Annotated in this window: 26 protein-coding genes, 1 other RNA gene and 1 pseudogene; 12 read left to right on the top strand and 16 right to left on the bottom strand. The window is 39.1% G+C overall.

The window, feature by feature from the left end; genetic code table 11:
- Position 1 precedes the first annotated feature (1 nt).
- Positions 2-404: a transfer-messenger RNA gene (ssrA, locus tag BVC88_RS06350) on the bottom strand.
- Between the two features lie 180 nt (positions 405-584).
- Between ssrA and BVC88_RS06345 the strand changes: the two genes are divergently transcribed.
- Both BVC88_RS06345 and BVC88_RS06340 read left to right on the top strand, forming a co-directional pair.
- A complete protein-coding gene (locus BVC88_RS06345; RefSeq protein ID WP_075349798.1) occupies positions 585-1730 on the top strand; it encodes a DNA polymerase III subunit gamma/tau in 1146 nt (381 codons plus the stop codon).
- Between the two features lie 125 nt (positions 1731-1855).
- Positions 1856-2305 carry a hypothetical protein gene (locus tag BVC88_RS06340; RefSeq protein ID WP_075349797.1) on the top strand — a complete coding sequence of 150 codons (450 nt, stop codon included), beginning with the start codon at positions 1856-1858 and terminating at the stop codon, positions 2303-2305.
- Here BVC88_RS06340 and BVC88_RS06335 read toward each other — a convergent pair.
- The 4 genes from BVC88_RS06335 to BVC88_RS06320 form a co-directional block, all read right to left on the bottom strand.
- The gene (locus BVC88_RS06335; protein WP_075349796.1) at positions 2302-3294 is read right to left on the bottom strand and encodes a DUF3078 domain-containing protein; all 993 of its coding nucleotides are present in this window, start codon (positions 3292-3294) and stop codon (positions 2302-2304) included. The genes BVC88_RS06340 and BVC88_RS06335 overlap by 4 nt on opposite strands.
- Positions 3295-3319: 25 nt before the next feature.
- Complete coding sequence (locus tag BVC88_RS06330; protein WP_075349795.1) at positions 3320-4900, bottom strand: lytic transglycosylase domain-containing protein; 1581 nt, start codon at positions 4898-4900, stop codon at positions 3320-3322.
- Positions 4901-4965: 65 nt separating this feature from the next.
- Positions 4966-5610 (bottom strand): O-methyltransferase, encoded by a 645-nt coding sequence (locus tag BVC88_RS06325; protein WP_075349794.1) that lies wholly within the window; start codon positions 5608-5610, stop codon positions 4966-4968.
- 1 nt (position 5611) lies between these two features.
- Entirely contained in the window at positions 5612-6841 is a 1230-nt protein-coding gene (locus tag BVC88_RS06320) for a M16 family metallopeptidase (protein ID WP_075349913.1), read from the bottom strand.
- Positions 6842-6960: 119 nt separating this feature from the next.
- On the opposite strand from BVC88_RS06320, the gene BVC88_RS06315 reads away from it, so the two are divergent.
- Positions 6961-8250 (top strand): aminopeptidase P family protein, encoded by a 1290-nt coding sequence (locus BVC88_RS06315; protein WP_075349793.1) that lies wholly within the window; start codon positions 6961-6963, stop codon positions 8248-8250.
- Between the two features lie 264 nt (positions 8251-8514).
- Here the strand turns inward: BVC88_RS06315 and BVC88_RS06310 are convergent.
- Positions 8515-8796 (bottom strand): annotated as a pseudogene (locus BVC88_RS06310) (translation elongation factor Ts); the annotation flags it as partial.
- Positions 8797-9110: 314 nt separating this feature from the next.
- Between BVC88_RS06310 and BVC88_RS06305 the strand changes: the two are divergent.
- The 3 genes from BVC88_RS06305 (at position 9111) to BVC88_RS06295 (ending at position 10501) form a co-directional block, all read left to right on the top strand.
- Positions 9111-9656: a hypothetical protein gene (locus tag BVC88_RS06305; RefSeq protein ID WP_139316532.1), complete on the top strand. Its 546-nt coding sequence runs from the start codon at positions 9111-9113 to the stop codon at positions 9654-9656.
- 185 nt (positions 9657-9841) lie between these two features.
- On the top strand, positions 9842-10138 hold the full coding sequence (locus BVC88_RS06300) for a type II toxin-antitoxin system HigB family toxin (RefSeq protein ID WP_075349790.1): 297 nt from the start codon (positions 9842-9844) through the stop codon (positions 10136-10138).
- Between the two features lie 3 nt (positions 10139-10141).
- Positions 10142-10501 (top strand): helix-turn-helix domain-containing protein, encoded by a 360-nt coding sequence (locus tag BVC88_RS06295; protein ID WP_075349789.1) that lies wholly within the window; start codon positions 10142-10144, stop codon positions 10499-10501.
- 124 nt (positions 10502-10625) lie between these two features.
- Here BVC88_RS06295 and tsf read toward each other — a convergent pair whose 3' ends face one another.
- From tsf to BVC88_RS06250, 9 genes are all read right to left on the bottom strand, one after another.
- The gene (tsf, locus tag BVC88_RS06290) at positions 10626-11456 is read right to left on the bottom strand and encodes a translation elongation factor Ts (protein ID WP_075349788.1); all 831 of its coding nucleotides are present in this window, start codon (positions 11454-11456) and stop codon (positions 10626-10628) included.
- 138 nt (positions 11457-11594) lie between these two features.
- A complete protein-coding gene (gene rpsB / locus BVC88_RS06285) occupies positions 11595-12356 on the bottom strand; it encodes a 30S ribosomal protein S2 (protein WP_075349787.1) in 762 nt (253 codons plus the stop codon).
- A 41-nt stretch (positions 12357-12397) separates the two neighbouring features.
- A complete protein-coding gene (gene rpsI, locus BVC88_RS06280; RefSeq protein WP_075349786.1) occupies positions 12398-12784 on the bottom strand; it encodes a 30S ribosomal protein S9 in 387 nt (128 codons plus the stop codon).
- Between the two features lie 11 nt (positions 12785-12795).
- Positions 12796-13239 carry a 50S ribosomal protein L13 gene (gene rplM / locus BVC88_RS06275; RefSeq protein WP_075349785.1) on the bottom strand — a complete coding sequence of 148 codons (444 nt, stop codon included), beginning with the start codon at positions 13237-13239 and terminating at the stop codon, positions 12796-12798.
- Positions 13240-13420: 181 nt separating this feature from the next.
- Positions 13421-14131: an RluA family pseudouridine synthase gene (locus tag BVC88_RS06270; RefSeq protein ID WP_075349784.1), complete on the bottom strand. Its 711-nt coding sequence runs from the start codon at positions 14129-14131 to the stop codon at positions 13421-13423.
- Positions 14132-14233: 102 nt separating this feature from the next.
- Positions 14234-14710, bottom strand: a complete 477-nt coding sequence (locus BVC88_RS06265) for a hypothetical protein (RefSeq protein WP_075349783.1) — start codon at positions 14708-14710, stop codon at positions 14234-14236.
- A gap of 160 nt (positions 14711-14870) precedes the next feature.
- Positions 14871-15944, bottom strand: a complete 1074-nt coding sequence (locus BVC88_RS06260; protein WP_075349782.1) for a sensor histidine kinase — start codon at positions 15942-15944, stop codon at positions 14871-14873.
- Between the two features lies 1 nt (position 15945).
- The gene (locus tag BVC88_RS06255) at positions 15946-16635 is read right to left on the bottom strand and encodes a response regulator transcription factor (RefSeq protein WP_075349781.1); all 690 of its coding nucleotides are present in this window, start codon (positions 16633-16635) and stop codon (positions 15946-15948) included.
- 139 nt (positions 16636-16774) lie between these two features.
- On the bottom strand, positions 16775-17716 hold the full coding sequence (locus BVC88_RS06250; RefSeq protein ID WP_089153061.1) for a DUF3108 domain-containing protein: 942 nt from the start codon (positions 17714-17716) through the stop codon (positions 16775-16777).
- A gap of 29 nt (positions 17717-17745) precedes the next feature.
- On the opposite strand from BVC88_RS06250, the gene recA reads away from it, so the two are divergent.
- The gene (gene recA / locus BVC88_RS06245) at positions 17746-18780 is read left to right on the top strand and encodes a recombinase RecA (protein ID WP_075349780.1); all 1035 of its coding nucleotides are present in this window, start codon (positions 17746-17748) and stop codon (positions 18778-18780) included.
- Positions 18781-18826: 46 nt separating this feature from the next.
- On the opposite strand, the gene BVC88_RS06240 is transcribed toward recA, so the two are convergent.
- On the bottom strand, positions 18827-20074 hold the full coding sequence (locus tag BVC88_RS06240; RefSeq protein ID WP_075349779.1) for an ABC transporter permease: 1248 nt from the start codon (positions 20072-20074) through the stop codon (positions 18827-18829).
- 116 nt (positions 20075-20190) lie between these two features.
- Here BVC88_RS06240 and queA point away from each other — a divergent pair, with 116 nt between their 5' ends.
- The 5 genes from queA (at position 20191) to BVC88_RS06215 (ending at position 24747) form a co-directional block, all read left to right on the top strand.
- Positions 20191-21240, top strand: a complete 1050-nt coding sequence (gene queA, locus BVC88_RS06235; RefSeq protein ID WP_075349778.1) for a tRNA preQ1(34) S-adenosylmethionine ribosyltransferase-isomerase QueA — start codon at positions 20191-20193, stop codon at positions 21238-21240.
- A gap of 79 nt (positions 21241-21319) precedes the next feature.
- Positions 21320-21994, top strand: a complete 675-nt coding sequence (locus BVC88_RS06230) for a 2-C-methyl-D-erythritol 4-phosphate cytidylyltransferase (RefSeq protein WP_075349777.1) — start codon at positions 21320-21322, stop codon at positions 21992-21994.
- Positions 21995-22128: 134 nt separating this feature from the next.
- Positions 22129-22950 carry a LiaF transmembrane domain-containing protein gene (locus BVC88_RS06225; protein ID WP_075349776.1) on the top strand — a complete coding sequence of 274 codons (822 nt, stop codon included), beginning with the start codon at positions 22129-22131 and terminating at the stop codon, positions 22948-22950.
- Positions 22951-22979: 29 nt separating this feature from the next.
- Positions 22980-24038 (top strand): sensor histidine kinase, encoded by a 1059-nt coding sequence (locus BVC88_RS06220; RefSeq protein WP_075349775.1) that lies wholly within the window; start codon positions 22980-22982, stop codon positions 24036-24038.
- A complete protein-coding gene (locus BVC88_RS06215; protein ID WP_075349774.1) occupies positions 24016-24747 on the top strand; it encodes a LytR/AlgR family response regulator transcription factor in 732 nt (243 codons plus the stop codon). The genes BVC88_RS06220 and BVC88_RS06215 overlap by 23 nt, the downstream gene beginning before the upstream one ends.

Here is a 24747-nt window from a genome sequence, read left to right as displayed (position 1 = left end):
TTTGTGGAGCTGGCGAGATTCGAACTCGCGTCCAGATAAGGAAACAGCGTACCGTCTACATGCTTAGTCACCTGTTGGGTTTTCGATCGAAATATGCTGGGTGACACACCTAGTTCCGACTTAGCTATTTGTCTTAGACCTGCTTAATAGCATCACAAGCCGCAGTCCAATCAAGTCGACACCCCAAGATCCACCCCGAAAGGACGGGGGGCGGAGGGATGTGGCCGGGGAATTACTCTCGTAACTCAACCCTTTAAGCTTTCTTTCCTGTTAAGGTAAGATTAGGCAGCCATAGCGTAAGAATCTTCGCCATTTATAGTGCGTATGAATCTTTTAAGGCCGTACATACTCCAGCCTGCATGCGAGCCCGATCTTTACACTTACTGTCAATACCGGTCAGCCCCATTTTGTTAGGATGACAAAAGTAAGGGATTTTTGGTTCCATAGCTCATCTCTGTGTTCAGTAAAAAAAATCAAAAATCTTTGAATTTTCATTGGATTGTTTGTCAGTCGATTAGACTAAAATATCTCAGAATAGTTTTCAAAGTCCTCTCTGAATATTGAGTTTTTTATATCTTGCAGCGATGGAAAATTTCGTCGTTTCGGCAAGGAAATATAGACCCGCGGATTTTAAAAGTGTCGTGGGTCAACAGCATATCACTACCACGCTTCAGAATGCAATCAAAAACAAGCACTTAGCTCAAGCATTTCTGTTTTGTGGTCCAAGAGGTGTGGGCAAAACTACTTGCGCCAGAATCCTCGCAAAGACCATCAACTGTGAAAATTTGCAGGCGGATTTTGAAGCCTGTGGCAATTGCGACTCCTGCGTTTCCTTCCAAAATAATAGCTCATTTAATATCTATGAGCTCGATGCAGCTTCCAATAACTCTGTAGACGATATCCGAAATCTGGTAGATCAAGTACGATATGCTCCTCAAAAAGGAGATTACAAAGTCTATATTATTGATGAGGTGCACATGCTTTCTGCAAATGCATTTAATGCATTTCTGAAAACATTAGAAGAGCCTCCTAAGTATGCCATCTTTATTTTGGCTACTACAGAAAAACACAAGATCCTCCCGACAATCCTATCAAGATGTCAGATTTTTGACTTCAACAGGATTCAGGTAAAGCATATTGCTGACCATTTAGAAGGTATCGCGAAAAAGGAGAAGGTAGATTATGAAGAAGAAGCGCTTCGATTAATTGCCACTAAAGCCGACGGAGCCTTACGTGATGCACTTTCTATTTTTGACTTGATTGTCACCTATTCGGCGGGAAAAAAAGTAACCTATCAAGAGACCATCAACAATCTTCATATTCTTGATTACGATTACTATTTCAGGGTAGTAGATAGTTTCCTCAAGGAAGATTTGTCTGCAGTACTACTGACTTTTGATGAGATCTTGAAAAAAGGATTTGATGGTCATAACTTTATTGTGGGACTCTGCGAACACTTGAGAGACCTTTTGGTGGCAAAGGATCCTGCTACTATTGATTTGGTGGAAGTTTCTGACTCGACCAAACAAAAATACTTGGAGCAGTGCCAATCAGCTTCTGTTTCATTTTTGCTTTCTGCTTTGAATATTGCTAACCAATGCGATATCAATTACAAGACTAGCAAAAATCAGCGACTGCATGTTGAACTGGCCTTGATGAAAATTTCCAAACTCTCACGTGCTTTCCACTTGGCAACTGTTGCTGCTGAAGACACAAAAAAAAAAATCTGAGTGAAGAGAACTCTTCTCCAAAGCTAGATACCCAAGAAGAAGTAATTTCTCCACCTTCCAAGCCTTCAAGTCCAATTCAACGGACGATTTCCATTCCCAAAAATATTCTCCATACCAAAAAATTGATGGAGGAGAAAAAATCGGAGGCAGAAAGTCAATCGCTTTTGGCTAACCAAGAGAAGAAGGAAGTAATTGAAGTAAATACAGACAAAAAGCTTACTTCCGAAATTCTCGATCAAGTCCTTCCTGAGATTTTGGCGCATTTCAAAGCTCATGATAAAAACATGGAGCTTGCAATCCTTCAGACTATTCATGTCAAAGACAATCAAGTGATTCTTCATGTAGTAGGACATGTGCAAGATGAGCTAGCGCAAAAGATGAAGCCTGAATTGGTCAGTATCATTCGGAAAAAAACTGGCGTTGGAAGATGTCCAATTGTCGTGGAATCTAGGGATGATCTGGAAGAGAATGTAAAAGTCTACTATACTGATTCGGATAAACTTCGACGATTAAAGGAACTTCATCCCGCATTAGGTGAATTTCAAAAACGGTTTGGCTTGGAAACTGATTTCTAAAAATCCAAAGAAATCCCAAAGTTGATCAAGTTCTGCAGCTGTACTGCTTGTTTGGAACTCCCATCATCTTGTTTTATGAAAACCTCTTCATCGTAGATAATTACCGTTTCTATTCGAGTTGATATAAAACGGTTCACCTTCATTCTGATTACCGAATTGAAGTTCACCACCATATTTCCGAAGCGTTCATAATTTGAGAACAGGTTGATGTCAGACTTCCAAGTCACATTTTCCATCAATCGAATATCGGTAACCGAAGCTGCTATTGAAACCCCTGCCTCAGCACGCACATTTTCACCTTTTTCGACCCCAAAAGCTCCCGCCTGACTGAGAGAGTCATTCATCACAATCGTAAATCTTCCCGTGAATGGGGAAAGGATAATTGAAATTCTACTTTTGTCTTTATATGTTTTTCGATAGTTCAAACCAGTTGAAGATTGTACGTATCCAGGAGAAAGTAAATCCGAAATCTTGGTTCGGGTTTCTAAATCACTCCCTGCTGGTCGGGAATATTTGTATCCAGCTAAGAGTTGGGTTCTCGCATCCAGCTGGGTTGAAAGGTAGAAAAACTCCGAAAGCTCACGTCCATAGTTACTTACAAACTGGAAATTATCGTTGGTTTTTCTAGTTTCGAAGTTTCGGTTTCCCTGTCTGTTAAATCCGAGGTTAATATTCAACTGAGTATCCCAGACCTTTTTGTCTTTCTTATAGTTGGCAAAAAGTGAGAGTCCTGAGTTTAATGCAAGAGTACTTGCACCCCCGGCAGCCCAGTTGGAGAGAGTTACTTGCTGGATGTTTAGATTATAATTCCCACCTGTTTTCCAGAAAATCTCTTTAATAGGCTCTTCGAGTATCAGTGAATCTCCCAGCATCAAGAGTGTATCCCCATTAATCAAAACGGTATCAGGTATAATGATCCGGTCTTGAGCCATAGAGACCTGGCTAAGAAAAACCATTAATATCCCAAAAAGGAAAGAATACTTATACATTCGAAAACGATTGGGGAATAGCAAATTAAGGTCGGAAAATAACTAATTTTTGACCTACGGAGATGATGTTTTGGCTACCAATTTTATTCCAGTTTTTAAGCTGATCCATTGTCACTCCGTATCGTTTACTTATTGCAAATACAGTTTCTCCAGGAGATACGGTATGGGTGATTTGGCTCGAAGTGGATTTTGAATCTGTGACTGGGGATTGTTGCACGACTGTCTCTTTTCTTTCTGGAGCTTGAGCGACTACCGTATTTTGTACCTTAGGAGACGAGACTGGGATAATTTGTATTTCCTCGCCACGTTTTCTGGATTCTTGCAGGTTGAGCACCATACCGACTTTTAACTCATTATCTCGTCGTATTCTGTTTTTAGATTTAAGAGAAGAAAGTTTGATTCCATATTTTTGAGAAATACTCCAAAGAGTCTCTCCTGGTTGTACGATATGAGTCTCTACTTCTGCTCTTGCCTTTTTCTTTTCAGTATAATAGTATTTCCCAGCCTCAATAGGAGCTTGTTCCTCAAGATCATTCAGCCTTCGAAATTTTTTCTCCTTGATTCCAATTTGATCTGTGAACCTAGCCTGTGAAGTAGATTGAGGTGCTTGAACTCCATCTAGATCATTCACTGTAATTTGGTCTGGCTCTGAAGCTTTAGTAGTGTTTCCTGCTACTTTCGGATAGGAATTTGCTTTCCTGTAGGCAGGGCTATTTTTGTCAGCGGTATAATTTTGACTTTTTTGAGGGGTAGGTTGTTGAACAATCGCTGGTTGGACAGGAAGTTCACCCTGTTTGATGAATACCAAGGAATAACTTTTGTCCCCAGGGATTTTTCCATTTTTTGCCCAAGTATTGTATTCCTCTAAATGGTCTTCAGAAACGCCATACTTTTTTGCTAAAGCAGATAATGTTGTAGGTCCCTGAACTTTAACCTCGACTAGTTCCTGATTGGAATTACTTGCAAAAACTCCGATTTGATTTTCAAAAGCAATTTTGTGGGCTAAGAATTTCTTGAAATACCAATGACTATTTCGATCAATATCGACAATTCGCTTCCCGTTATACTGTGTTCCAAAATAGGCTTTCGCACCTCCCAATCCCATTTGATAGGATACTAATGCACACATCCAATTGTCAAATGTGTTATTGTGTTTTTGAAGATAAAGAGCCGCACCCCGAGTTGAAGAAACGATGTTTTGGCGCTCATCTATCTGATTATCTACTCGTAGGAAGACTTCTTCCGCAGTTCCCTGCTTGAATTGCCAAAAACCTACTGCATTTGAAGTAGAAACTGCATTTCCAATCAAACTACTTTCCTGAATTACCAAATATTTCAAATCTAAAGGAACTCCAACAGCTTCTAGTTCACGTTCTATAATTGGCATATAGAGATTTACGCGCTCTTGCTTGATCTTGAAATAGTTGGGGTTTCTGTACTGAGCATCCACATCGAGTTGGATTTCCCGCCTTGCCTGTGGATTAATTCGCACGATTAGATCGGCAAATTCGATTTCTGCCGGCACTTGAGGGATCTGCCCAAATGCTGTTGAAATAAAAAACAAGTTGACAATGAAGATAGAATAGTATAGTCGGGATAAGTTCATTTGAAAAAGGCTTTCACTTACGTTTCAGCCATGTTTTAGCAAAAATGATTCCCTTTTTAGTAGACTTAGATTTTTCTTGCCATCATCACTCCATCTCTGATAGGAAGGAGGATATTTTCTACACGAGGATCTTCTTGTATTTTGGAATTAAAATCAAGTATTGCCTGTGTATCCTTATCAATTTTTTTTCCTCCTTCTACCAATATTTTTCCAGACCAAAGCACGTTGTCTGCCATTATGATCCCTCCAGGACTTACTTTATCGATCACCAAATCAAAGTATTTATCATAGTTGAATTTGTCTGCATCAATAAAAACCAAATCAAAAGGCCCTGGTAATTCAGGTATTATTTCCAGTGCATTTCCAAGTCTATAATCGATTTGATCGGCTAGTCCACTTTCTTCAAAAAATCCTCTGACCATTTTCTCCAGTTCATCATTGATATCAAGGGTGATCAATTTTCCATCTTTTGACAATCCTCTAGCCATGCAGATTCCCGAGTATCCGGTATAGGTGCCTATTTCTAAAATGGTTTTTGGATTCAGCATTTTAGTAAAAATTTCCAGCATTTTACCCTGCAGATGACCCGAAATCATCCGAGGCATCAATACCTTGGCTCTTGTCTCACGGGTGATTTTTTGAAGCAATGCATCTTCCTCTGAAGTGTGCTTTTCACAATAGTCCAATAGGGCTGGGTCAATAAATTCCATGTTAGGAAGGCTTATAGGTAAGAAAAGTCAGTTCTGAGGGATTGAAGATCTCATTAGCAATTTCTAGTATGTCTTCGGCTGTTGTCGATCTGATTTGATTGAAAATTGACTCCAGGGAATCTACCTTGCCATGATCGAGCAGGCTTTTTCCATAGACTAGCATGAGCCCCGAATAGTTTTCCTCCGCCATCGCCATTTGTCCAATGGCTTGCTCTTTTGCCATGTGAAGCTGATTTGATCCCAATCTCACAGTTTGTAATCTCTTCATTTCATTCAAAACGAGATTTTTGGCTTTTTTCAAAGTTTTATTCTCTGTTCCGAAATAGATGCCAAAGAATCCTGTATCAGAAAAAGGGTGGTAACTAGACTCTATGCTATATACCAAGCCATGTTTTTCACGAAGCATCAGATTTAATCTACTGTTCATGCTTGGTCCTCCCAAGATATTATTAAGCAAAAAAAGTTTATACCGATTTGAATTATGAAGCGAAAAGGCTGGTCTGCCAATTGCACAGAGTGATTGGGTCACATCACGCTCCACTGTTTTATCTTTTGGAGTATAGTTGTGAAATTCACTTCTCACATACAAGCTTCTTTTTGGTTGAATTTGAGCTAAGTCCTTTTCGATTGCCTTTAGTGCATTCTTGAAAGAAATATTTCCAACTACTGAAAAAACAATCTCTGAAGTATCCAAATGGGTAGAGATGAAATCAAAGAAATCCAGTTGAGTAAAACTTGAAACAGTAGCCTCTGTTCCTAAAATATTTCTTCCCAACGAATGATTCTCAAATACCAACTCATCTAATTCATCTTGGATGGAATCATCGGGAGAGTCTCTATACATGGCCATTTCTTCCAAAATAACCTGACGCTCATTTTCTATTTGTTTCTCCGGAAAGGTGCTGTTAAATGTAATGTCAAATAGTAATTCAGCGGATTTATTATAATGTTCCTTCAAAGTGGAGGCATAGAAACAGATTTTCTCTTTGGTGGTATAGGCATTCAATTCACCCCCGAGTGACTCTAATCGATTGAGAATATGGAAAGTTTTTCTCTTTTTGGTGCCTTTAAATGCCATATGTTCCCAGAAATGCGCTAATCCCTCTTGCTCTTTGGTTTCATCACGGCTGCCAATATTTAGGATAAATCCACAATGAACCAATCGCGTATGCGTAACTTCCTGATGGACAATTCGAATTCCGTTGGCTAATTCTTTAATGCTTAAATTCATGCTTATGCTACCTCTTTCGGCAAAGTACAAATTAAAGCAACTAGTTGGTTTAAGGTTTGTTTTTACTGCCTTTTGAACGAGATTTTTGTAAATTCCTGCCAGATAAATCAAAATTCTACATGAAGTATACTCCACTCCCAAAAGAACTTTATCAGCGAAATCGGAAAAAGTTGGTTGCCAAGCTTAAATCTGACAGCGTAGCAATCTTGAATGCCAATGATATCATGCCGACCAATGCGGATGGCACGATGAAATTTCGCCAAAACAATGACTTGTTTTACCTCTGTGGTATCGATCAGGAAGAGACTATTTTGTTATTAGCTCCAGATTGCCCGGTTCCCGCGATGCGAGAAGTGCTTTTTCTCCGAGAAACCAATGAACATATCGCAGTTTGGGAAGGTCATAAATACACTAAGGAAGAAGCCGAAGCTGCTTCAGGTATTCAGAACATCAAGTGGTTGGCAGAATTCGATTTGGTATTCAACACCGTAGTGGCACTCTCCAAAAATATTTACCTGAATACCAATGAGCATTTGCGAGCGGGAGTTCATGTAGAGACTAGAGATGCTCGCTTTATCAAAACCTGCAAAGAGAAATATCCGCTTCATGAATATGAGCGAATCGCTCCAATCATGCATGAATTGAGAGGGGTGAAAGAAAAAGAAGAAATAGCTCAACTTCAGATTGCATGCGATATCACCGAGAAAGGATTCCGACGAATATTATCCTTTGTGAAATCTGGTGTAACCGAATATGAGATTGAGGCAGAATTTCTGCATGAATTTGTGCGTAACCGAAGCAAAGGATTTGCCTATGAGCCGATCATTGCATCAGGTGCGTCTGCTTGTGTCCTGCATTACATTGAAAACAACAAAGCCTGTAATGACGGGGAACTCCTACTCATGGACGTGGGAGCAGAGTATGGCAACTATAATGCTGATATGACACGAACTATTCCCGTCAACGGGAGATTCTCACCAAGACAGCGTGCGGTTTACGATGCAGTATTTCGTGTGAAAAACCAAGCTTCTGCCATGCTGACTCCTGGAGTTACGATTCAGGATTACCATAAGGAAGTAGGCTTGATTATGCAGAGTGAGCTAGTCGGTCTTGGACTGATCGATCAGACAGATATCAAAAATCAGGACAAAGATTGGCCGGCATATAAGAAGTACTTCATGCATGGTACCTCACACCATTTAGGATTGGATGTACATGATGTGGGAACGATGCATTTTCCTATCAAGGCTGGGATGGTATTTACCGTGGAGCCTGGGATTTATATTCCTGCCGAAGGATTCGGAGTAAGACTTGAAAATGATATTGTGGTTCTGGAAAATGGTTATCTGGATCTGATGGGTAATATTCCGGTTGAAGCGGAGGAAATTGAGGAATTGATGAATTCCTAAGAAAATATCTGGTGTATCTGCAATGATTCCGGTACTATTATTTTCTTTGGTTGATAGGCTGGAAGACGGATACTTCAGCTACGCTCAGTACAAGTGACCGAAGCCCGAAGTGTCCTCAAAAACCATTTTTCACCAAGGTTTCTATTCCTTAGATCATCCTACTCGCTTAGCTGCCGATACATCCAATAATAATTTTTTTAACACTAGAAAAGCCCTTTCAAGATCACTTGAAAGGGCTTTTTGCTTAGTATTAACTGATTCAGATTATCCGATAGATACTCTTCTGAAAGCAGATACAGTCATTCCTTTGCTTACGCTATCAAGGTATTGCGCAAGCGTTTTGATATTGTCCTTCACGAACGACTGGCTCAACAAAGTATTCTCTTTGTAGAACTTGTTCAATTTACCCAAAGCGATTTTCTCAAGCATTTCCTCAGGCTTGCATTCAGCTCTTGCTTGCTCTTTTCCTACTTCGATCTCACGCTCGACCATAGATGCATCTACGCCGTCTTTGTCCAAAGCAACTGAGTTCATCGCTGTGATCTGCTTGATAGACCAGTGCCAGATAGAAGGTTTTAATTTTGAATAGCTAGTGCTAGCGAACTAAACCAAAAATCCTAACTCACTTCCTCATTTTTTCAAAAAGTAATCAGGGAATAATTACCTAAAAAAAATAAATTTTCAACTTATAATTAACCCCAAAAACCCTTGTTTCAATCGATTTTAAAAGGTTTCCTAGTTACACTTTCAAAAAAAGGTGGATTTCTAAAAAGAAGTTTTTAGAAATATGATGTAACTATTTTTTTTTTCTGCCACGTTGTCAAGGGATTAACAAATTAAATAACCCAAAATAAAACTGTATGAAAAGTCTTGTTTTATTGACTGTTTGTTTGGGGATTTCCTCTTATGCCCAATCCCATCCATCTTTTCATATAAATGGTAGAATGGGAACCCAATTCGACCTTCCTGAAAGTGAAGTTGTTTTTGGTGGTGGTCTCGGACTAGGTTTAGATTTCGGTTCATCTGAGTCCTCTTGGCAATTCGGCTTGCAAATTGACAAGTATTCCAATCAATCTATTTCAGAATTGAATTATCACGGATATAAAAACTGGTCGGCGATGCTGAATTTTGGCAGGATATGGACATCAGGAATTCAACTAGCCAAACAAAAGGTGAGATTTGGTGGGGGGGCAGTTTTGGTTTCTACCCTTAAACTAAGAGAAGCACCAGGTGGAAATAAAACGGTATCTAGTCCAAGTTTAGGACTTTATCTTAGAGCAGATTATCCTGTATACCTAAGCCAAAATGGTGAGTTGAGATTATTTTTGGACAATAGCGTTTTTGGTGATGGTTTCATGAGAAATAATCTTGGGATATCTTACCTATTGGGTTCAAAGTCGAAATAAACTATAGATAGATTGTTTGAAGGTTTTTGCTGCTTAAAAATTCATCAGCCTTTTGTGAAGCATATAAAAAAGCCCTTTCAAAATCAATTGAAAGGGCTTTTTGCTTAGTCTAACAATTTTATTATTGTTCTGTTTTATGTAAATTTGTTTCGAAATATAGAATAAATGGATTCTTTCAAAGATTAATGAGAATTGTTACTTATAAACGGATAAATGAATTTGCAAAGAAACATGCTGATTCTGAATTGGCATTGCGTTTTTGGTATGCTCCAACAGGTAAGAAAGATTGGGATTCGTTAACTGATATAAAAAACGATTTCAATTCAGTCGATTATGTAGGAAATCATCGATTTGTCTTCAATATCAAAGGGAATTCTTATCGACTAATTGCTATAATTTCATTCAATGCTAAAAAAGTTTATATCCGATTTATCGGTACGCACGCTGAATATGATAAAATACAGGATATTCAAAATATATGAGAAATGATCAAGTCTGAAAAAGAGTATAATGCTATCGTAGAAAGGGTTGAGGAATTGCTTTCTAATCCCGATAATATAGAAAACCCAGATGCTAAAGGTTATGTGGAATTGAACCTGCTCTCGGATTTGGTGGCTGACTATGAGGAGAAATACCATGCTATAGTGACTCCTACTTTAGCTGAAGCAATTAGACTTCGCATGCAGGAACGAGGCTTAAGTCAAAAATCGCTCTCTGAATATCTCGGTGTTAGTACGTCTAGAGTCAGTGAGTACCTGAATGGAAAAAGTGAGCCTACGCTTAAAATGGCTAGAGAAATCAGTAGGAAATTGGATATAGAAGCTTCTATTGTATTGGGAGTCTAACGTTCAAAGCAGAACTGTCAGGTTTTCAAAGCCTGTGGGATTTAAAAAAAGCTGACCTTTTACAAAGTCAGCTTTTTAGTAAGTCTTAAATCTAAGATCTAAAATCTTAAATCTAAAATAGTAATTATCCGATAGATACTCTTTTAAATGCAGATACAGTCATTCCTTTGCTTACGCTATCAAGATACTGAGCAATAGTTTTGCTGTTGTCTTTCACGAAAGTCTGGCTAAGAAGCGTGTTCTCTTTGTAGAACTTGTTCAGTTTACCCAAAGCAATTTTTTCAAGCATATCCTCAGGCTTACCTTCAGCTCTTGCTTGCTCTTTTCCTACTTCGATCTCACGCTCGACCATAGAGGCATCTACGCCGTCTTTGTCCAAAGCAACTGGGTTCATAGCCGCGATTTGCATGGCTACGTCTTTTCCAGCCTCTTCAACGTCAGAACCAGTAGTATTAGTAAGACCTACCAATACACCTAACTTACCGTTAGAGTGGATGTAAGAAACGACAGCCTCAGCTTCTACGATTTCAAAATGAGATATTTCAAGTTTCTCACCGATCTTACCAGTCATTTCAGTGATTTTCTCAGCTACTGTGATCGAATCGAAAGGAAGTGCAAGGATCGTATCAATAGAAGTTGCGCCTTTTTCTACCGCTAGGTCTAGCAATGTATTTGCGAACGCTCCGAACTCTTCATTTTTAGCTACGAAATCAGTCTCGCAAGTCAAAGTAAGAAGGATACCTTTTGTTCCATTGTTGACAACTTTTGCTACCGCTACACCTTCTTTAGTCTCTCTGTCTGCTCTAGATGCAGATACTTTTTGACCTTTTTTACGAAGGATATCTACCGCTTTTTCGAAATCGCCTTCAGCCTCAGTTAAAGCTTTTTTGCAATCCATCATGCCGGCACCGGTCATTTGTCTCAGTTTGTTTACTTCTTGTGCAGTAATTGCCATTGTAGTATCAGTTTGATTAAACGATAAAATTATTTTTGGGTGAAACCGTTAGGTTTCAGAGAATCTACTAAAACAAAAAAATTGAACATCGGCCTAAACCTGATGTTCAATCTTTTTTATATTAATTCAAGTTGTGGATTATTCTTTTGTATCCGCGTCAACAGCTTTCTTTGCTTCTTCCTCTTCAGAAAGTTTCGCATCTTCTTTGTCTCTCTTTCGCTCAGAAAGACCTTCTTCGATTGCTTCGCCGAACGCTTTTACCAATAGTGAAACAGATTTGAATGCATCGTCATTAGCTGGGATAGGGAAATCAACCTCATTCGGGTTTGAGTTCGTATCCACCAATGCAAATACAGGGATACCAAGCTTTTGAGCTTCAGCGATTGCGATGTGTTCTCTTTTGATGTCCACTACGAATAGTGCTGCTGGAAGTCTACTTAGGTCAGCGATACCACCTAATACTGATTCCATTTTCTCCTTTTGACGGGAAACCATCAAACGTTCTTTTTTCGCTAGGTTCTTGTAAGCGTCTTCCACCATCAACTTATCCAAAGAAGACATTTTCTTCAATGACTTACGGATAGTTGCGAAGTTAGTCAACATACCACCCAACCATCTTTCAGTTACGTAAGGCATGTTTAATCTTTTAGCTTCTGCAGCTACAAGATCTTTTGCTTGCTTCTTAGTGGCGACGAACATCACCTTTTTGCCGGAGCGTACGATTTGCTTGATTGCGTTAGATGCTTCGTCGAGGCAAGCAAGCGTTTTATTAAGATCGATAATGTGGATACCATTTTTCTCCATGAAAATGTAAGGAGACATTCTTGGATCCCACTTTCTCGTCAAGTGTCCAAAGTGGACACCAGCATCTAGTAAGTCTTTGTATTCTATTTTGGCCATGAATAAATATTTTTTCTGATATAAAAGAGTAAAATCCCGAATTAACGCTTAGAGAACTGGAATTTCCTTCTTGCTTTTCTACGTCCTGGCTTCTTACGTTCTACCATTCTAGGATCACGAGTCAAGAATCCTTCTTTCTTCAAAGGACCTCTGTGTTCGATGTCAAATTCACACAATGCTCTTGAGATTGCCATACGAGCAGCTTCCGCTTGACCAGTACTTCCTCCTCCGTCTACATTGATTTTGATATCGTAATTGCCATCCACACCCACTAGCGCTAGTGGCTGCTTTACTACAATCTGGTGCAAATCAAATGGGAAGTAAACTTCCAATGATCTATTGTTAACGGTGATTTCACCTTTTCCTGGAGACATGTAAATTCTGGCTACAGAGGTTTTTCTTCTACCGATTTTGTTAATGATTTCCATTAAATAGACGATTAAAGCGTGATAGATTTAGGCTGTTGTGCTGCATGCGGATGCTCAGATCCCTCATACACGTACAAGTTGCCGTATAATTTTCTTCCCAATCTGTTCTTAGGCAACATGCCTCTTACAGCTTTCTCAATCAATATTGTTGAAGACTTCTGCTTCAATAATTTTGGGGTAGAGATTCGCTGTCCACCTGGATAACCCGTGTGTCTCACATAAACTTTGGAGTTCCACTTGTCACCAGTTAGCCTGATTTTGTCGGAGTTGATTATGATGACATTGTCACCACAATCTACGTGCGGGGTGAAGCTTGGCTTCGTTTTCCCTCTTAAGATTTTCGCTACCTCACTAGCCAATCTACCTAAAACTGCAGCTTGGGCATCCACAATAACCCAATGCTTATCTACAGTTGCGGTGTTGGCTGAAACGGTCTTATAGCTCAAAGTATCCACTGTGTAACTGTTTAATTTTTAGCTTGTTAAATTTATTTCACCCTCAAAAAGGGACACAAAGATAGAAGTATTTTGTTTTTCATCCAAAATATTTCCAATACTAAAGCCTAATTTTCACGGCTTTAGCCCTAAAATGCGCTTTAGCGACTCCATTCCAGCTTATTTTTTTTAATTCTAATGATTAACTCGTTTTTTCGAGCTGATTCACTAAAACCTGGAAATCTTTCGGGTAGGGGGCTAGAACTTTAATTTCCTTCCCATCTACTCCTTGAAATCCTATCGAATAAGCATGCAAGGACACGCGCTGCATGATCGGTTGCTCTTCTGTATCTTTCTTGAGATTAAAGCGGCGCTTGAGTGAAGAAAGGTATAAGGGGTTGCCACCATATAAAGTATCTCCGCATATCGGCGATTTGAGATAGGCCAAGTGAACACGAATCTGATGCAAACGCCCTGTGATAGGCTTACATTCGACTAATGTGTGTGCATAATAGGTCTTCAACGTGTTGAAGATCGTTTGCGCTGGCTTTCCTTCTTTACTGACTTTAGCAATCCCTTTATTATTTGCAAGTAGGTTTCGGTTGACCAATTCATCTTTGAATTCCTTGATGCCTTCGACTACTGCATGATAGACTTTGTCCACTTTTCTGCTTTCAAACTGCATCGCCAAATGCCTGTAAGCGACTGGATTCTTAGCGATCACCAGACATCCTGAGGTTTCCTTATCCAATCTATGGCACAGTTGAGAATCGGTGGTGTGTGCCTTGGCTAAGTCCAGAATATTCTGCGCCTCATGTCTGTCGTCTAAGCTTGACAGATAGGGCGGCTTGTTGATCACCAGGTAATCCTCATTTTCAAACAGAATGAGTTTTTCAAAATCTACTTTCTTCATGGATTCTCCTGCCTCTTTTAAAGAGGTTGCAAAAGTAGGGAAATGGTTGGCTAAAAAAAAATCCTTCCGAAGGGAAGGATTTAATCAGGTTTCAATTTTGGATTATTGCCGCGGTTTGATAATAGTAAATCCCCTTCTTTTAGTTGTAGGTAGTTCATGCATTAATTGCCCTTGATAGTATACTTTTTGGACAATAACACTTGAGGCATTATCCTGGATTTCTGCTATAATCGTGTCTGCTTCTGCCTCGTTCCACTGAATGACTGTTTTTTCTGAATCCAAAGCTAATGCCAACAAGTAATCACTGCCAAACTCTGGGGGGTCAATTCGAAAATTTCTCGGCATAGTCAAGTAGCCCTCATAAAATTCCACCATTTTTCCATCTCGTTCGTAGAATATTTTGATATCCTTGGGATAATAAGCTCCTTCTTGATTAGGATCTAGAAGGTTATTGCCTTGCTCGTCCAATACCGTGATAAATGCCATCATATCTACGGTAGCAAATTGAGGCTGTTCATTTTCTTTGCAGGAAAAAGAAATCAAAACAAGACAAACTATTAAATATTTGAGATTTTTCATTTTAATAAAAAGTTAAGGGTCATGAAAACTAAAAAAAAAGATTCTAAAAAAAAACTATTCGTTTTTATTTAACATTTTTTTCTGCTACTTCTTGATAACAATGCTAAACTGTTGATAATTAAGAAACTGAATAGGACTATCCGAGGCTTTCCCAGTATACTTAATGTACGGTTTTAGCTTTTTGTTCCACAGGTTCTTTTTTCACCAAAGGCAGTGAAAAACTAAAAATCGAACCTTTGCCCAGTGTCGAAGTCACGGAGATCTTGCTTTTATGACCTTCCAATATATGTTTTACAATAGCTAGCCCAAGTCCGGTTCCGCCTTTTTCCTTAGACCTACTTTTCTCTACCCGATAGAATCGCTCAAAAATCCGCTTGATATCTTCGGGCGGGATTCCCTGTCCATCATCTTTGATATCCAGCTGAATGCTATTCTTATGAAGCTTTAAAGTGACATGAACTTCGCCCTTTTCATCGTTATACTTTACAGCATTCACGATCAGATTTTGGCAAACTCGATATATTTTCGGTCGATCTCCTGAAGTGAGGTAGCTTTTCCCCTCCTCATATTCAAAGTTGATCTTCATTTCTCGCTTCGAAGCCTTGTGCTCTAATTGGTCGATCACTTCAAGTAAAAGATCTTTGAGGTCAAACTCGGTAAAGTTGAATTTGATCACACCGCTTTCCATTTGATTCAAAGTCAGTAGATCCTGGACCAATACATCAAGAGAGTCTAAGCTTTTTGCGGCTCGCTTTAGAAACTTCATTCGTACCGCTTTGTCGTCTATTGCGCCGTCCAACAAGGTGTGGATGTAGCCCTGCGTAGCAAAAATTGGTGTTTTCAATTCATGAGAGATATCTGCGATAAATTCCCGTCGGAATTCTTCATTCTTCTGAAGGGTCTCGATCTCCTTCTGTCTAGCTATCGCATAGGAGTTGATCACTTTATTGATTTTCCGAAGTGGCGAGATCGAAGTCTTTTTACCTTTTTCGTGAATCTCGGAGAGGTCTTTCCTTTGAATTTTCTCCAAAAGGGCATAAATGTTTCCTATTTCCTTAAATACCAAAAAATCAAGTGTGAATGACATCAATATGTAAGCTGAGGAGAATGAAACTCCCAAGGCAACCAAAAGAATAATCAATGTTGACTCCTCTATTAATGATAAAAAAGCCACGACCAAAGCGGAGGTGGCTAATGCTAGTACGAATGAGATTCCTCTGGAACTTGAAAGCATTTTATCCTAATTCGAATTTATATCCTACACCTTTCACGGTGGTAATATAATCATCTCCAATCTTTTCTCGCACTTTTCGAATATGAACATCTACAGTTCGGGCGAGTACAAAGACATCTGCTCCCCAGATGTTTTGAAGCAATTCATCTCTACTATAGACGATGTTCGGGTTTTTTGCCAGAAAATAAAGTAATTCAAATTCTTTCTTTGGAAGTGTGATGGTCTTTCCGGCCTGGTCTACAGTATAGCTTCCTCTATCAATGATTAAGTCTTTGATTTTGATCTGAACCTGCTCTTGTTCTTTCTTGGATTCTCTTCGAAACAAGGCCGAAATTCTACTCATCAAAGCGCGAGGCTTGATCGGCTTGGTGATGTAATCATCCGCTCCCACATCAAATGCTGCTACTTCAGAATACTCCTCCATTCTTGCAGTAAGGAAAATTATAAAAGTATTCTTGAGTTCAGGCATCTGACGAATCTGAAGACAAGTTTCTACGCCGTCTTGATTTGGCATCATAATGTCTAATAAGATGACATCTGGCAAAAATTTGGCGGCAGTTTTTACCGCTTTGATACCATCTTCCGCAGTAGCTACTTCATAACCTTCTTTTTGAAGGTTGTATTTTAGGATTTCGACGATATCCGGCTCATCATCAACGACTAGAACCTTGATTTTTTGACTATCACTCATTTGATATTTCTTAATATTTAGCTTAAAATTAGTGAATATTTAAGCATAGAAACCAAATAAAAATTTGCCTTTTGATGAATTCAATATAAAAAAATCCTGAGAATTGATTTTTATTAATGAAAGATTAACCAGAGATTATCTAATTGTTTCTTAATCCTTTCGCAGAAATGATGTCCAAATTCAATGAACCCAGAAACAGGTTGGCCTTAATTTTAACTGGAATTTTATTCTGATCTTTTGTTACCCATACTTTTACAGGATAGTTTCCTCTGAAGAGTTTATTCGGTGGGATTTCCGGAGAAAAAATATAGGTTTCTTTTTCACCGAGATTCGTATCAATCCGCTCAGTCCCCTCGTAGATTAATTTTATGTTATATATTTCTTTGTCAAAGAATCCACGGATTTGAATTATCTCTCCAGGTTTCAGATTTGAAAGGTCTAAAGATCTTAAATAATAAAAACCGCTCACCAAATCCTGGACTTCTCCTTTGAGATCGTATTCTCTCACTTCCTTAAGATTTCGGTTTTCTTTGTCATAGAGTTCAACGCTTGCCTTTTTATTCTTTTGATCAAAATATACCAACTCATGCTTTCGGTATTTTCCTTCCTCAATGTGTCGATAGGATTGATGTGGTAGCATAGTTTGCGGATTGAGGATTGTTCCCCAGTTATCATTTACCCTTCCGAAAATTGTGGCTGCACCTTTGGTTTTACCAAAGACATCAATTTTATAATGTGAAATATTGTTATGACTATGAGGTCTTCTGGAAATCTGAAGTTTTGCGTCTGCCAAATCCAACCAACCATAGGACACCTCAAAGTTCAATTCTTCACCAAATGTAAAGGCAGTATTCTTGCCAGCTATTTGAGCTGAGAGTCGAAAGGAGAACAAAAAAGTGAAAAGAAAAAGAGTTGCGATGAATCGATGCATATAATTCTTTGACAATACCTGACGATTTTCAGTTTTATCTTGAGGTATTACGAAAAAGGGTGCCAAAAGGCAATTAAAATTACGAATTTGGTCATCCAAAACAATAGCTCTGACTTCTTTGGTTTGGACTTGTTGTTTAATTAATTTCACCTAAATATTGATTCTTTAATCGAAAACTCATGAGTAATAACGCAGAAAAATTGAAAGCGCTTCAGTTGACCATCGATAAGCTTGAAAAAACTTATGGAAAAGGAACTGTAATGAAGCTAAGCGACAATAAGGTTCAAGATATCCCCGCAATTTCTACTGGTTCTTTAGGACTGGATATTGCTTTGGGTATAGGAGGAATCCCGAGAGGTCGAGTAATTGAGATTTATGGACCAGAGTCTTCAGGTAAAACAACATTGACGATGCATTGTATTGCCGAAGCTCAGAAAGCTGGTGGGATGGCAGCTTTTATTGATGCGGAACATGCTTTTGATAAAAGTTATGCTGAAAAACTTGGGATTGATACTGAAAATCTTCTTATCTCCCAACCGGACAATGGTGAACAGGCATTGGAAATAGCCGAGCATCTTATAAGATCAGGTGCAATAGATATTATTGTGATTGACTCCGTAGCAGCTTTAGTGCCAAAAGGGGAGCTTGAAGGGGATATGGGAGATAGTAAGATGGGACTCCAGGCAAGATTGATGTCTCAGGCTCTGCGAAAGCTAACAGGCGCTATAAACAAGACTGGCTGCTCTTGTATATTTATCAACCAGCTTAGAGAGAAAATCGGAGTAATGTTTGGAAACCCAGAGACAACTACCGGTGGTAACGCTTTAAAATTCTATGCTTCTGTTAGACTTGATATCCGAAGAATAGGCCAAATTAAAGAAAGCGCAGATAATATTCTGGGTAACCGTACCAAGGTAAAAGTGGTGAAAAACAAAGTAGCGCCACCTTTCAAAGTGGTAGAATTTGATATTATCTACGGCCAGGGGATTTCTAAGGTAGGAGAAATAATTGACCTTGGAGTGGAGCTTGAAATCATTAAAAAAGCAGGCTCATGGTTCTCCTATAATGGTGAAAAACTTGGACAGGGAAGAGAGTCAGTAAAAACTCTTCTTTTGGATAATCCTGAATTGATGGAAGAGCTAGAGAAAAAGATCAAATTAGCTTCTGGACTATCTACTATGGGGGCAGCCAAAGTTGAAGAAGAAATGGAGTAAAATATCCAAACAGAAAATAAAAAAAGGGGCGTTTGAGCCCCTTTTTTTATGTTGTTCGAATCGCTTCTACAGGATCCATCCGTGCAGCCAGTGTGGCAGGAACAATACCTGAAACAACTCCGATTATTGAAGAGACGCCTAATCCCAATAAAATATTTTTAAATGAGAGTACTATATCCAGGCTTCCTACAGGAATAAAACTTAAGAAAAACACCAAAATAATCCCAGTTGATCCCCCGATCAGACTCAGAAAAACCGCCTCAAAGAGAAATTGAAAGAGAATGAAATAGTTTTTAGCGCCAAGTGATTTCTGTATGCCGATGATATTAGTACGCTCTCTTACAGAGACGAACATAATATTGGCTATTCCAAAGCCACCTACCAAAATTGAAAATCCTCCAATCACCCAGCCTGCGATTGATATCACATCGAATATGGAGCCAATAGCATTTTGAATAAATTCAGTTTTGTTCAAGGCGAAATTATCTTCTTCAGTAGGGCGAAGTCCTCTTTTTGCACGCAAAAGACCGGTCATCTCATTTTCTAAGGCTACTAACCCGACGTCTTCTATTTGCCCCTTTACGGATATTGTAGGTTCAATACCATTTCTTCCGGTATAGAACATTTTTGTAAAAGATCCATATGGAATCAGACAAGCTTCATCTTTAGAAGGTAAATCGAAAAGCCCTTCTCCTTCTTCTTCAAATACTCCAATCACGATAAATTTCATTCCTTTTATCTTGACTTCTTTTCCTAATACAGCCTGATTGGGGTATAAAGTATTGGCTATTTTCCTACCGATGATTGCGAAATTCCGGGCAGCATCGATTTCTGATTGAGAAAAATACCTTCCTTCCTCGAGAGTCACATCAAAAACATCCTGATAGGTATATGCTACTCCTGTCAATTGCATGCCTTCATAAGCATTGCTACCTGCTTTAATAATAGTTCCTGCGGAGGCAGATATGGTTACTGCTTCGGCAGTGGTCATTCGTTCTTGCAGAAATTTATATTCGGCCACTGTGCCAGGAGGTCTGCGAAAATATTTCCACCAAGGATAGTCTTGTGGGCCACTTGCAAAAGGAAATCGATCCACCCGCATTACATTCGTTCCCAAAAAAGAAAATGACGAACGAATGTTATTTTCCAGTGAATCTACAAGGGTAAATACCGCAATAATTGCGAATATACCCACTGTAACCCCTAATAAGGACAGTATTGTACGTGTCAAATTGGATTTCAGGGCAGAAAGTGCAAACCTGAAACTTTCCCAAGTAAGTTGGAAAAAGAGCATGCCTAGAATAGTTGGTTAAAACAATTTGTTAAGATAGCTGATTTTGGACGTTATTGTTATTATCTTTGCATTTTTTAGAGTAATTCTAACATCACTCAGAAATTTAAAACATCTCTATGAAATTATCGGATTTCAAATTTGAAGTACCAAAGAAATTAATAGCCCTTCACCCTTCTCCTAATCGTGATGAATCTCGATTAATGGTTGTTCATCGGAAAACAGGTCTAATCGAGCATCGCGTATTTAAAGACATCACAGAATATTTCGGTGATGGAGATGTGTTTGTGACCAATGATACGCGTGTATTTCCTGCCAGGTTGTATGGTAACAAGGAGAAAACGGGAGCAGAAATTGAGGTTTTTCTATTGAGAGAGCTCAATCCTGAATTGAAACTTTGGGACGTATTGGTTGATCCAGCTCGTAAAATCAGAGTAGGAAATAAGCTTTATTTTGGAGACTCTGATCTTGTTGCTGAAGTGATCGATAATACTACTTCAAGAGGTAGAACTATCAGATTCCTCTTTGATGGAACAGATGAAGAGTTTCATAAAACTATTGATACCCTTGGAGAGACTCCAATCTTGAAAGAGTTTATCGAACGAAAAGTAGAAGCAGAAGATAGAGAACGCTATCAGACTGTATTTGCTAAGAATGTTGGAGCTGTTGCAGCACCTACTGCGGGCCTTCACTTTACGCCCCATTTGCTAAAGCGGTTGGAACTTAAAGGAGTTGAGGTAGCCCCAATTACACTTCATGTGGGTTTGGGTACATTCCGTCAAGTAGATGTAGAAGACTTGACTAAGCATAAAATGGATTCGGAGAATTATTTCATTCCGGAGACTACTGTAGAACTTGTGAATAAAGCTCTGGATGAGAAAAAAAGAGTTGTGTCAGTGGGAACAACATCTCTCAAAACAATCGAATCATCTGTAACAGCAAACGGCAGATTAAAAGCTAGCAGTGGATGGACGGATAAATTTATAATCCCCCCTTACGATTTTAAAATTGCTAATGCCTTGATTACTAATTTTCACTTGCCTGAGTCGACTCTTTTGATGACTACAGCTGCTTTTGGTGGATATGACCTAATCATGAAAGCCTATAAAGAAGCAATCAAAGAAAAGTACCGCTTCTTCTCTTACGGAGACGCGATGCTAATCCTCTAATATTTAAAGCTCCAAACTATGGAGCTTTTTTTATTTCTAAATAGCTCGCTATTTTTCCAATCGATTTTAATTTACAGATATGAATAAGGCTGCAATATTAGTCGCTGGAGGTAAAGGTACCCGGATGGGTGGAACCGTCGCAAAGCAGTACATGCCAGTGGGAGGGAGACCTATTTTGATGCGAACTTTGGACGTCTTTTACAAAGAGGATTCGACTATTGATTTGATTTTGGTTCTACCTGAACCAGATTTTACTTTATGGGCCGACTTATGCTTAGCATATGATTTTGATATTCCCCATCGAGTAGTAGCAGGCGGCAATTCCAGATTTCAATCGGTGCGAAATGGTTTGCTAAATCTGAAATCTGATACAGTCTTGGTTGCTATTCATGATGGAGTTCGGCCTTTTGTCAGCCCATCAGTCATTCGAAAGAGCTATGAAGAAGCAGCAAAAAGTGGGAGTGCAATAGCTGTTGTTCCACTTAAAGATTCGATACGAAAGCTGACTGATGAAGGCAAATCTTTTTTTCAGGAGCGCCAATATTTCAGGTTGGTGCAGACTCCTCAGACTTTTCAAGTAGAAAAAATAAAAAAAGCATTTGAAGTCCCTGAGCTTCAGCAATTCACTGATGATGCTACTGTCTATGAGCATCAAGGCTGGCAGGTGAGTTTGATTTCCGGAAATCCTGAAAACATCAAAATCACTTCCCCTGAGGACATGGATTACGCGGAGTTTTTAGCATCCAGAGCCTAGTCGGTGAATTTTCCCAACACATTTTCACCGACTTTTTCGTCACTTTCACCGACTTTTTAAGAGCGTTTACCTATTGTAGAGTCCTCTAAATTGGTGGCTGAGCTACATTTGACCATCAACTTAACAAAAAACTCATGGCAAAGTATAGCAGATCAAAAAATGACAGCGGTATTATTTTCGGCTTTATTATTCTCGCAATAGGCGTTCTATTGCTCCTTAGAAAGTTGGGCTTTTTCTTTCCGGATTGGCTCTTATCCTGGCCGATGATCTTGATTGCTATTGGCGCATTCACCCTTATCAAGCATGAATTCAAAAGCTTTTTTGGAGCCATCATGCTAGCATTAGGTGTTTATTTCTTATTTGAGCGAGAATTTGATTTCGATTTTGGAATACAGATTTACCTCTTCCCTATCATCCTGATCGTTTTAGGACTCTATTTGATTACCCAAAAAAATAGAGAAAACAAGGTACTAGATGATATACAGAAACAGATGAGGTCCGGTCTCAAGTCCGAAAGCAGCTCCTTCTCTGGTCAGCCTTCTTCAGAGTCGACTGGATCGGCCTATTCCCAAACAGAAAAATCAACTTCAAATTTTGGAACTTCGGGATCTACTTTTTCAGATCGCCTGAATATTGATGCGGTATTTAGCGGGGTGAATAAGCGAGTGATGTCTAAGAATTTCAGCGGAGGCAAATTGACGGCTGCTTTTGGAGGAGTGGATTTAGATCTGACTCAGGCAGATTTTAACGGAATGGCTACTTTGCAGGTAGATGTCATCTTTGGTGGAATGAAATTAATCGTCCCTCCGCATTGGGATGTGAGAGTTGAGGTCAGCAATATCGCTGCAGGGGTAGAAGACAAGCGCCTTTCTAGAATTACCGAAGTAGATCCAGAGAAGGTGCTTCTAATCAAAGGGACGGTATTCTTTGGAGGTTTGGAAATCAAATCTTATTAACGAGATTCCAACATCTAAACTGACCATCCTTGTTTGCAAGAGCTTTTTCAAATCCTTCCAAAGCAAAATGGATTATCCAAGGAGCCGGATTCCTCTGGTTCCTTGGATCTTTTCTATTGCTTAGCTTTTATGGGATAGAATATTCAACTGCGATAGCCGATGCCTTGATTTTCTCTTTGGGATTTTTAGGTGGAGTGTTTGTTTTAGATCGGATTTTTAGTTTTTATATTCCAAAGGGAGAGAATAATTGGCTACTGCTGATCCTTCCGATCGTATTGAGTTTAATCGCTGTTTTTATTCATAAATACGCGCTGATCTGGATTTTTGAAGAGGATTTGACTTACAGTGATTTTCTCAAAAATAATTTTTATCTGCGTTGGGTAGTTTTGGCGATGGCGGAAATCTTCGTCTCACTAATTGCAATTGTTGTTTCTAAGCTGGAGCAACAGGAAGAAATTCAGAATCGCGAAATGATGATGAATGAGCTCTCCAAAGAAGCTGAATTGACCGAGCTAAGGCAGCAACTTCAGCCACATTTCCTTTTCAATAGTCTTAATTCGATCAATGCCCTAGTTATCTCTCAGCCACAAAAAGCACGTGAGATGGTGCTTCAGCTTTCTGAGTTCCTTCGCGGAACCATACGAAAGGATTCCTCTAGGTGGGTTACTTTAGAAGAGGAGTTGAGTTATTTGTATTTGTACCTTGATATAGAGAAAGTCCGATTTGGACATCGCTTAGAAGTGGATTTTTCACTTTCAGACGAAGCAAAAAGTTTGAAATTGCCTCAGTTATTGATCCAGCCTTTATTGGAAAATGCAATAAAATATGGCCTCTATGGAGTTACAGATGAGGTCTTGATTCAATTTTCTGCTACTCGCAAACAGAATTACCTGCATATCTCCATCTCCAATCCTTTTGATCCTGAAACCTCAGCTCCTAAAGGAACTGGCTTTGGGATATCTTCTGTTGAGCGTCGTTTATTTTTACTTTTTGGAAGAAAAGACTTAATTGAAACTAATCAGCAGAATTCCACCTTTACTGTAAATTTGAAAATCCCACAGCGAAATGATCAAAACCTTAATCATTGATGATGAGCCACTCGCAGCAAGTTTGGTTGAAGAATATTTGTCGGAATTCAGCCAATTTCAGATTTTAGAGGTCTGTCAGGATGGTTTTCAGGGCTTAAAGGCCATTCAGCAACATCAACCGGATTTAATTTTTTTGGATGTTCAAATGCCGAAAATAACAGGTTTTGAAATGTTGGAATTATTGGACGAACCACCTGCAGTCATTTTCACCACGGCTTTTGATGAGTATGCGGTAAAGGCATTTGATTCGATGGCAATCGATTATTTACTCAAGCCATTTTCAACAGCTCGATTTGCCCAGGCAATCCAAAAGTTTTTGGTTCATTTCCAGTCAAGTGAAGCATCGACAAACAAAGAGGGAATTAATAATCTGGCTGAAAAAAGTGACCGATTGGTTGTCCGGGTAAAAAATGAAATCAAGATTATTCCCACTCACCAAGTGCTTTATTTTGAGGCAGAAGACGATTACATTTCCATCCATACGGTCACTGGTAAATACCTCAAAAAAATGACGATGAAGTCCTTGGAGGAGGCTCTAGATCCTTTGCAATTCGCTAGGGTACATCGGTCATTTATGCTCAATCTCAACGAAATATCGAAGATCGAGCCTTATGAGCGAGATACTTATTTGGTAAAATTGAGAAGTGGAGCGCAAGTCCCGGTGAGTAAGACGGGCTACTCAAGATTGCGACAAGTACTTGGGCTTTAA

The organism is Algoriphagus marinus, assembly GCF_001936475.1.
Lineage (GTDB): Bacteria > Bacteroidota > Bacteroidia > Cytophagales > Cyclobacteriaceae > Algoriphagus > Algoriphagus marinus.
The sequence above is the reverse complement of the archived record's forward strand: the minus strand, read 5'-3'. Positions and strand labels throughout refer to the sequence as shown.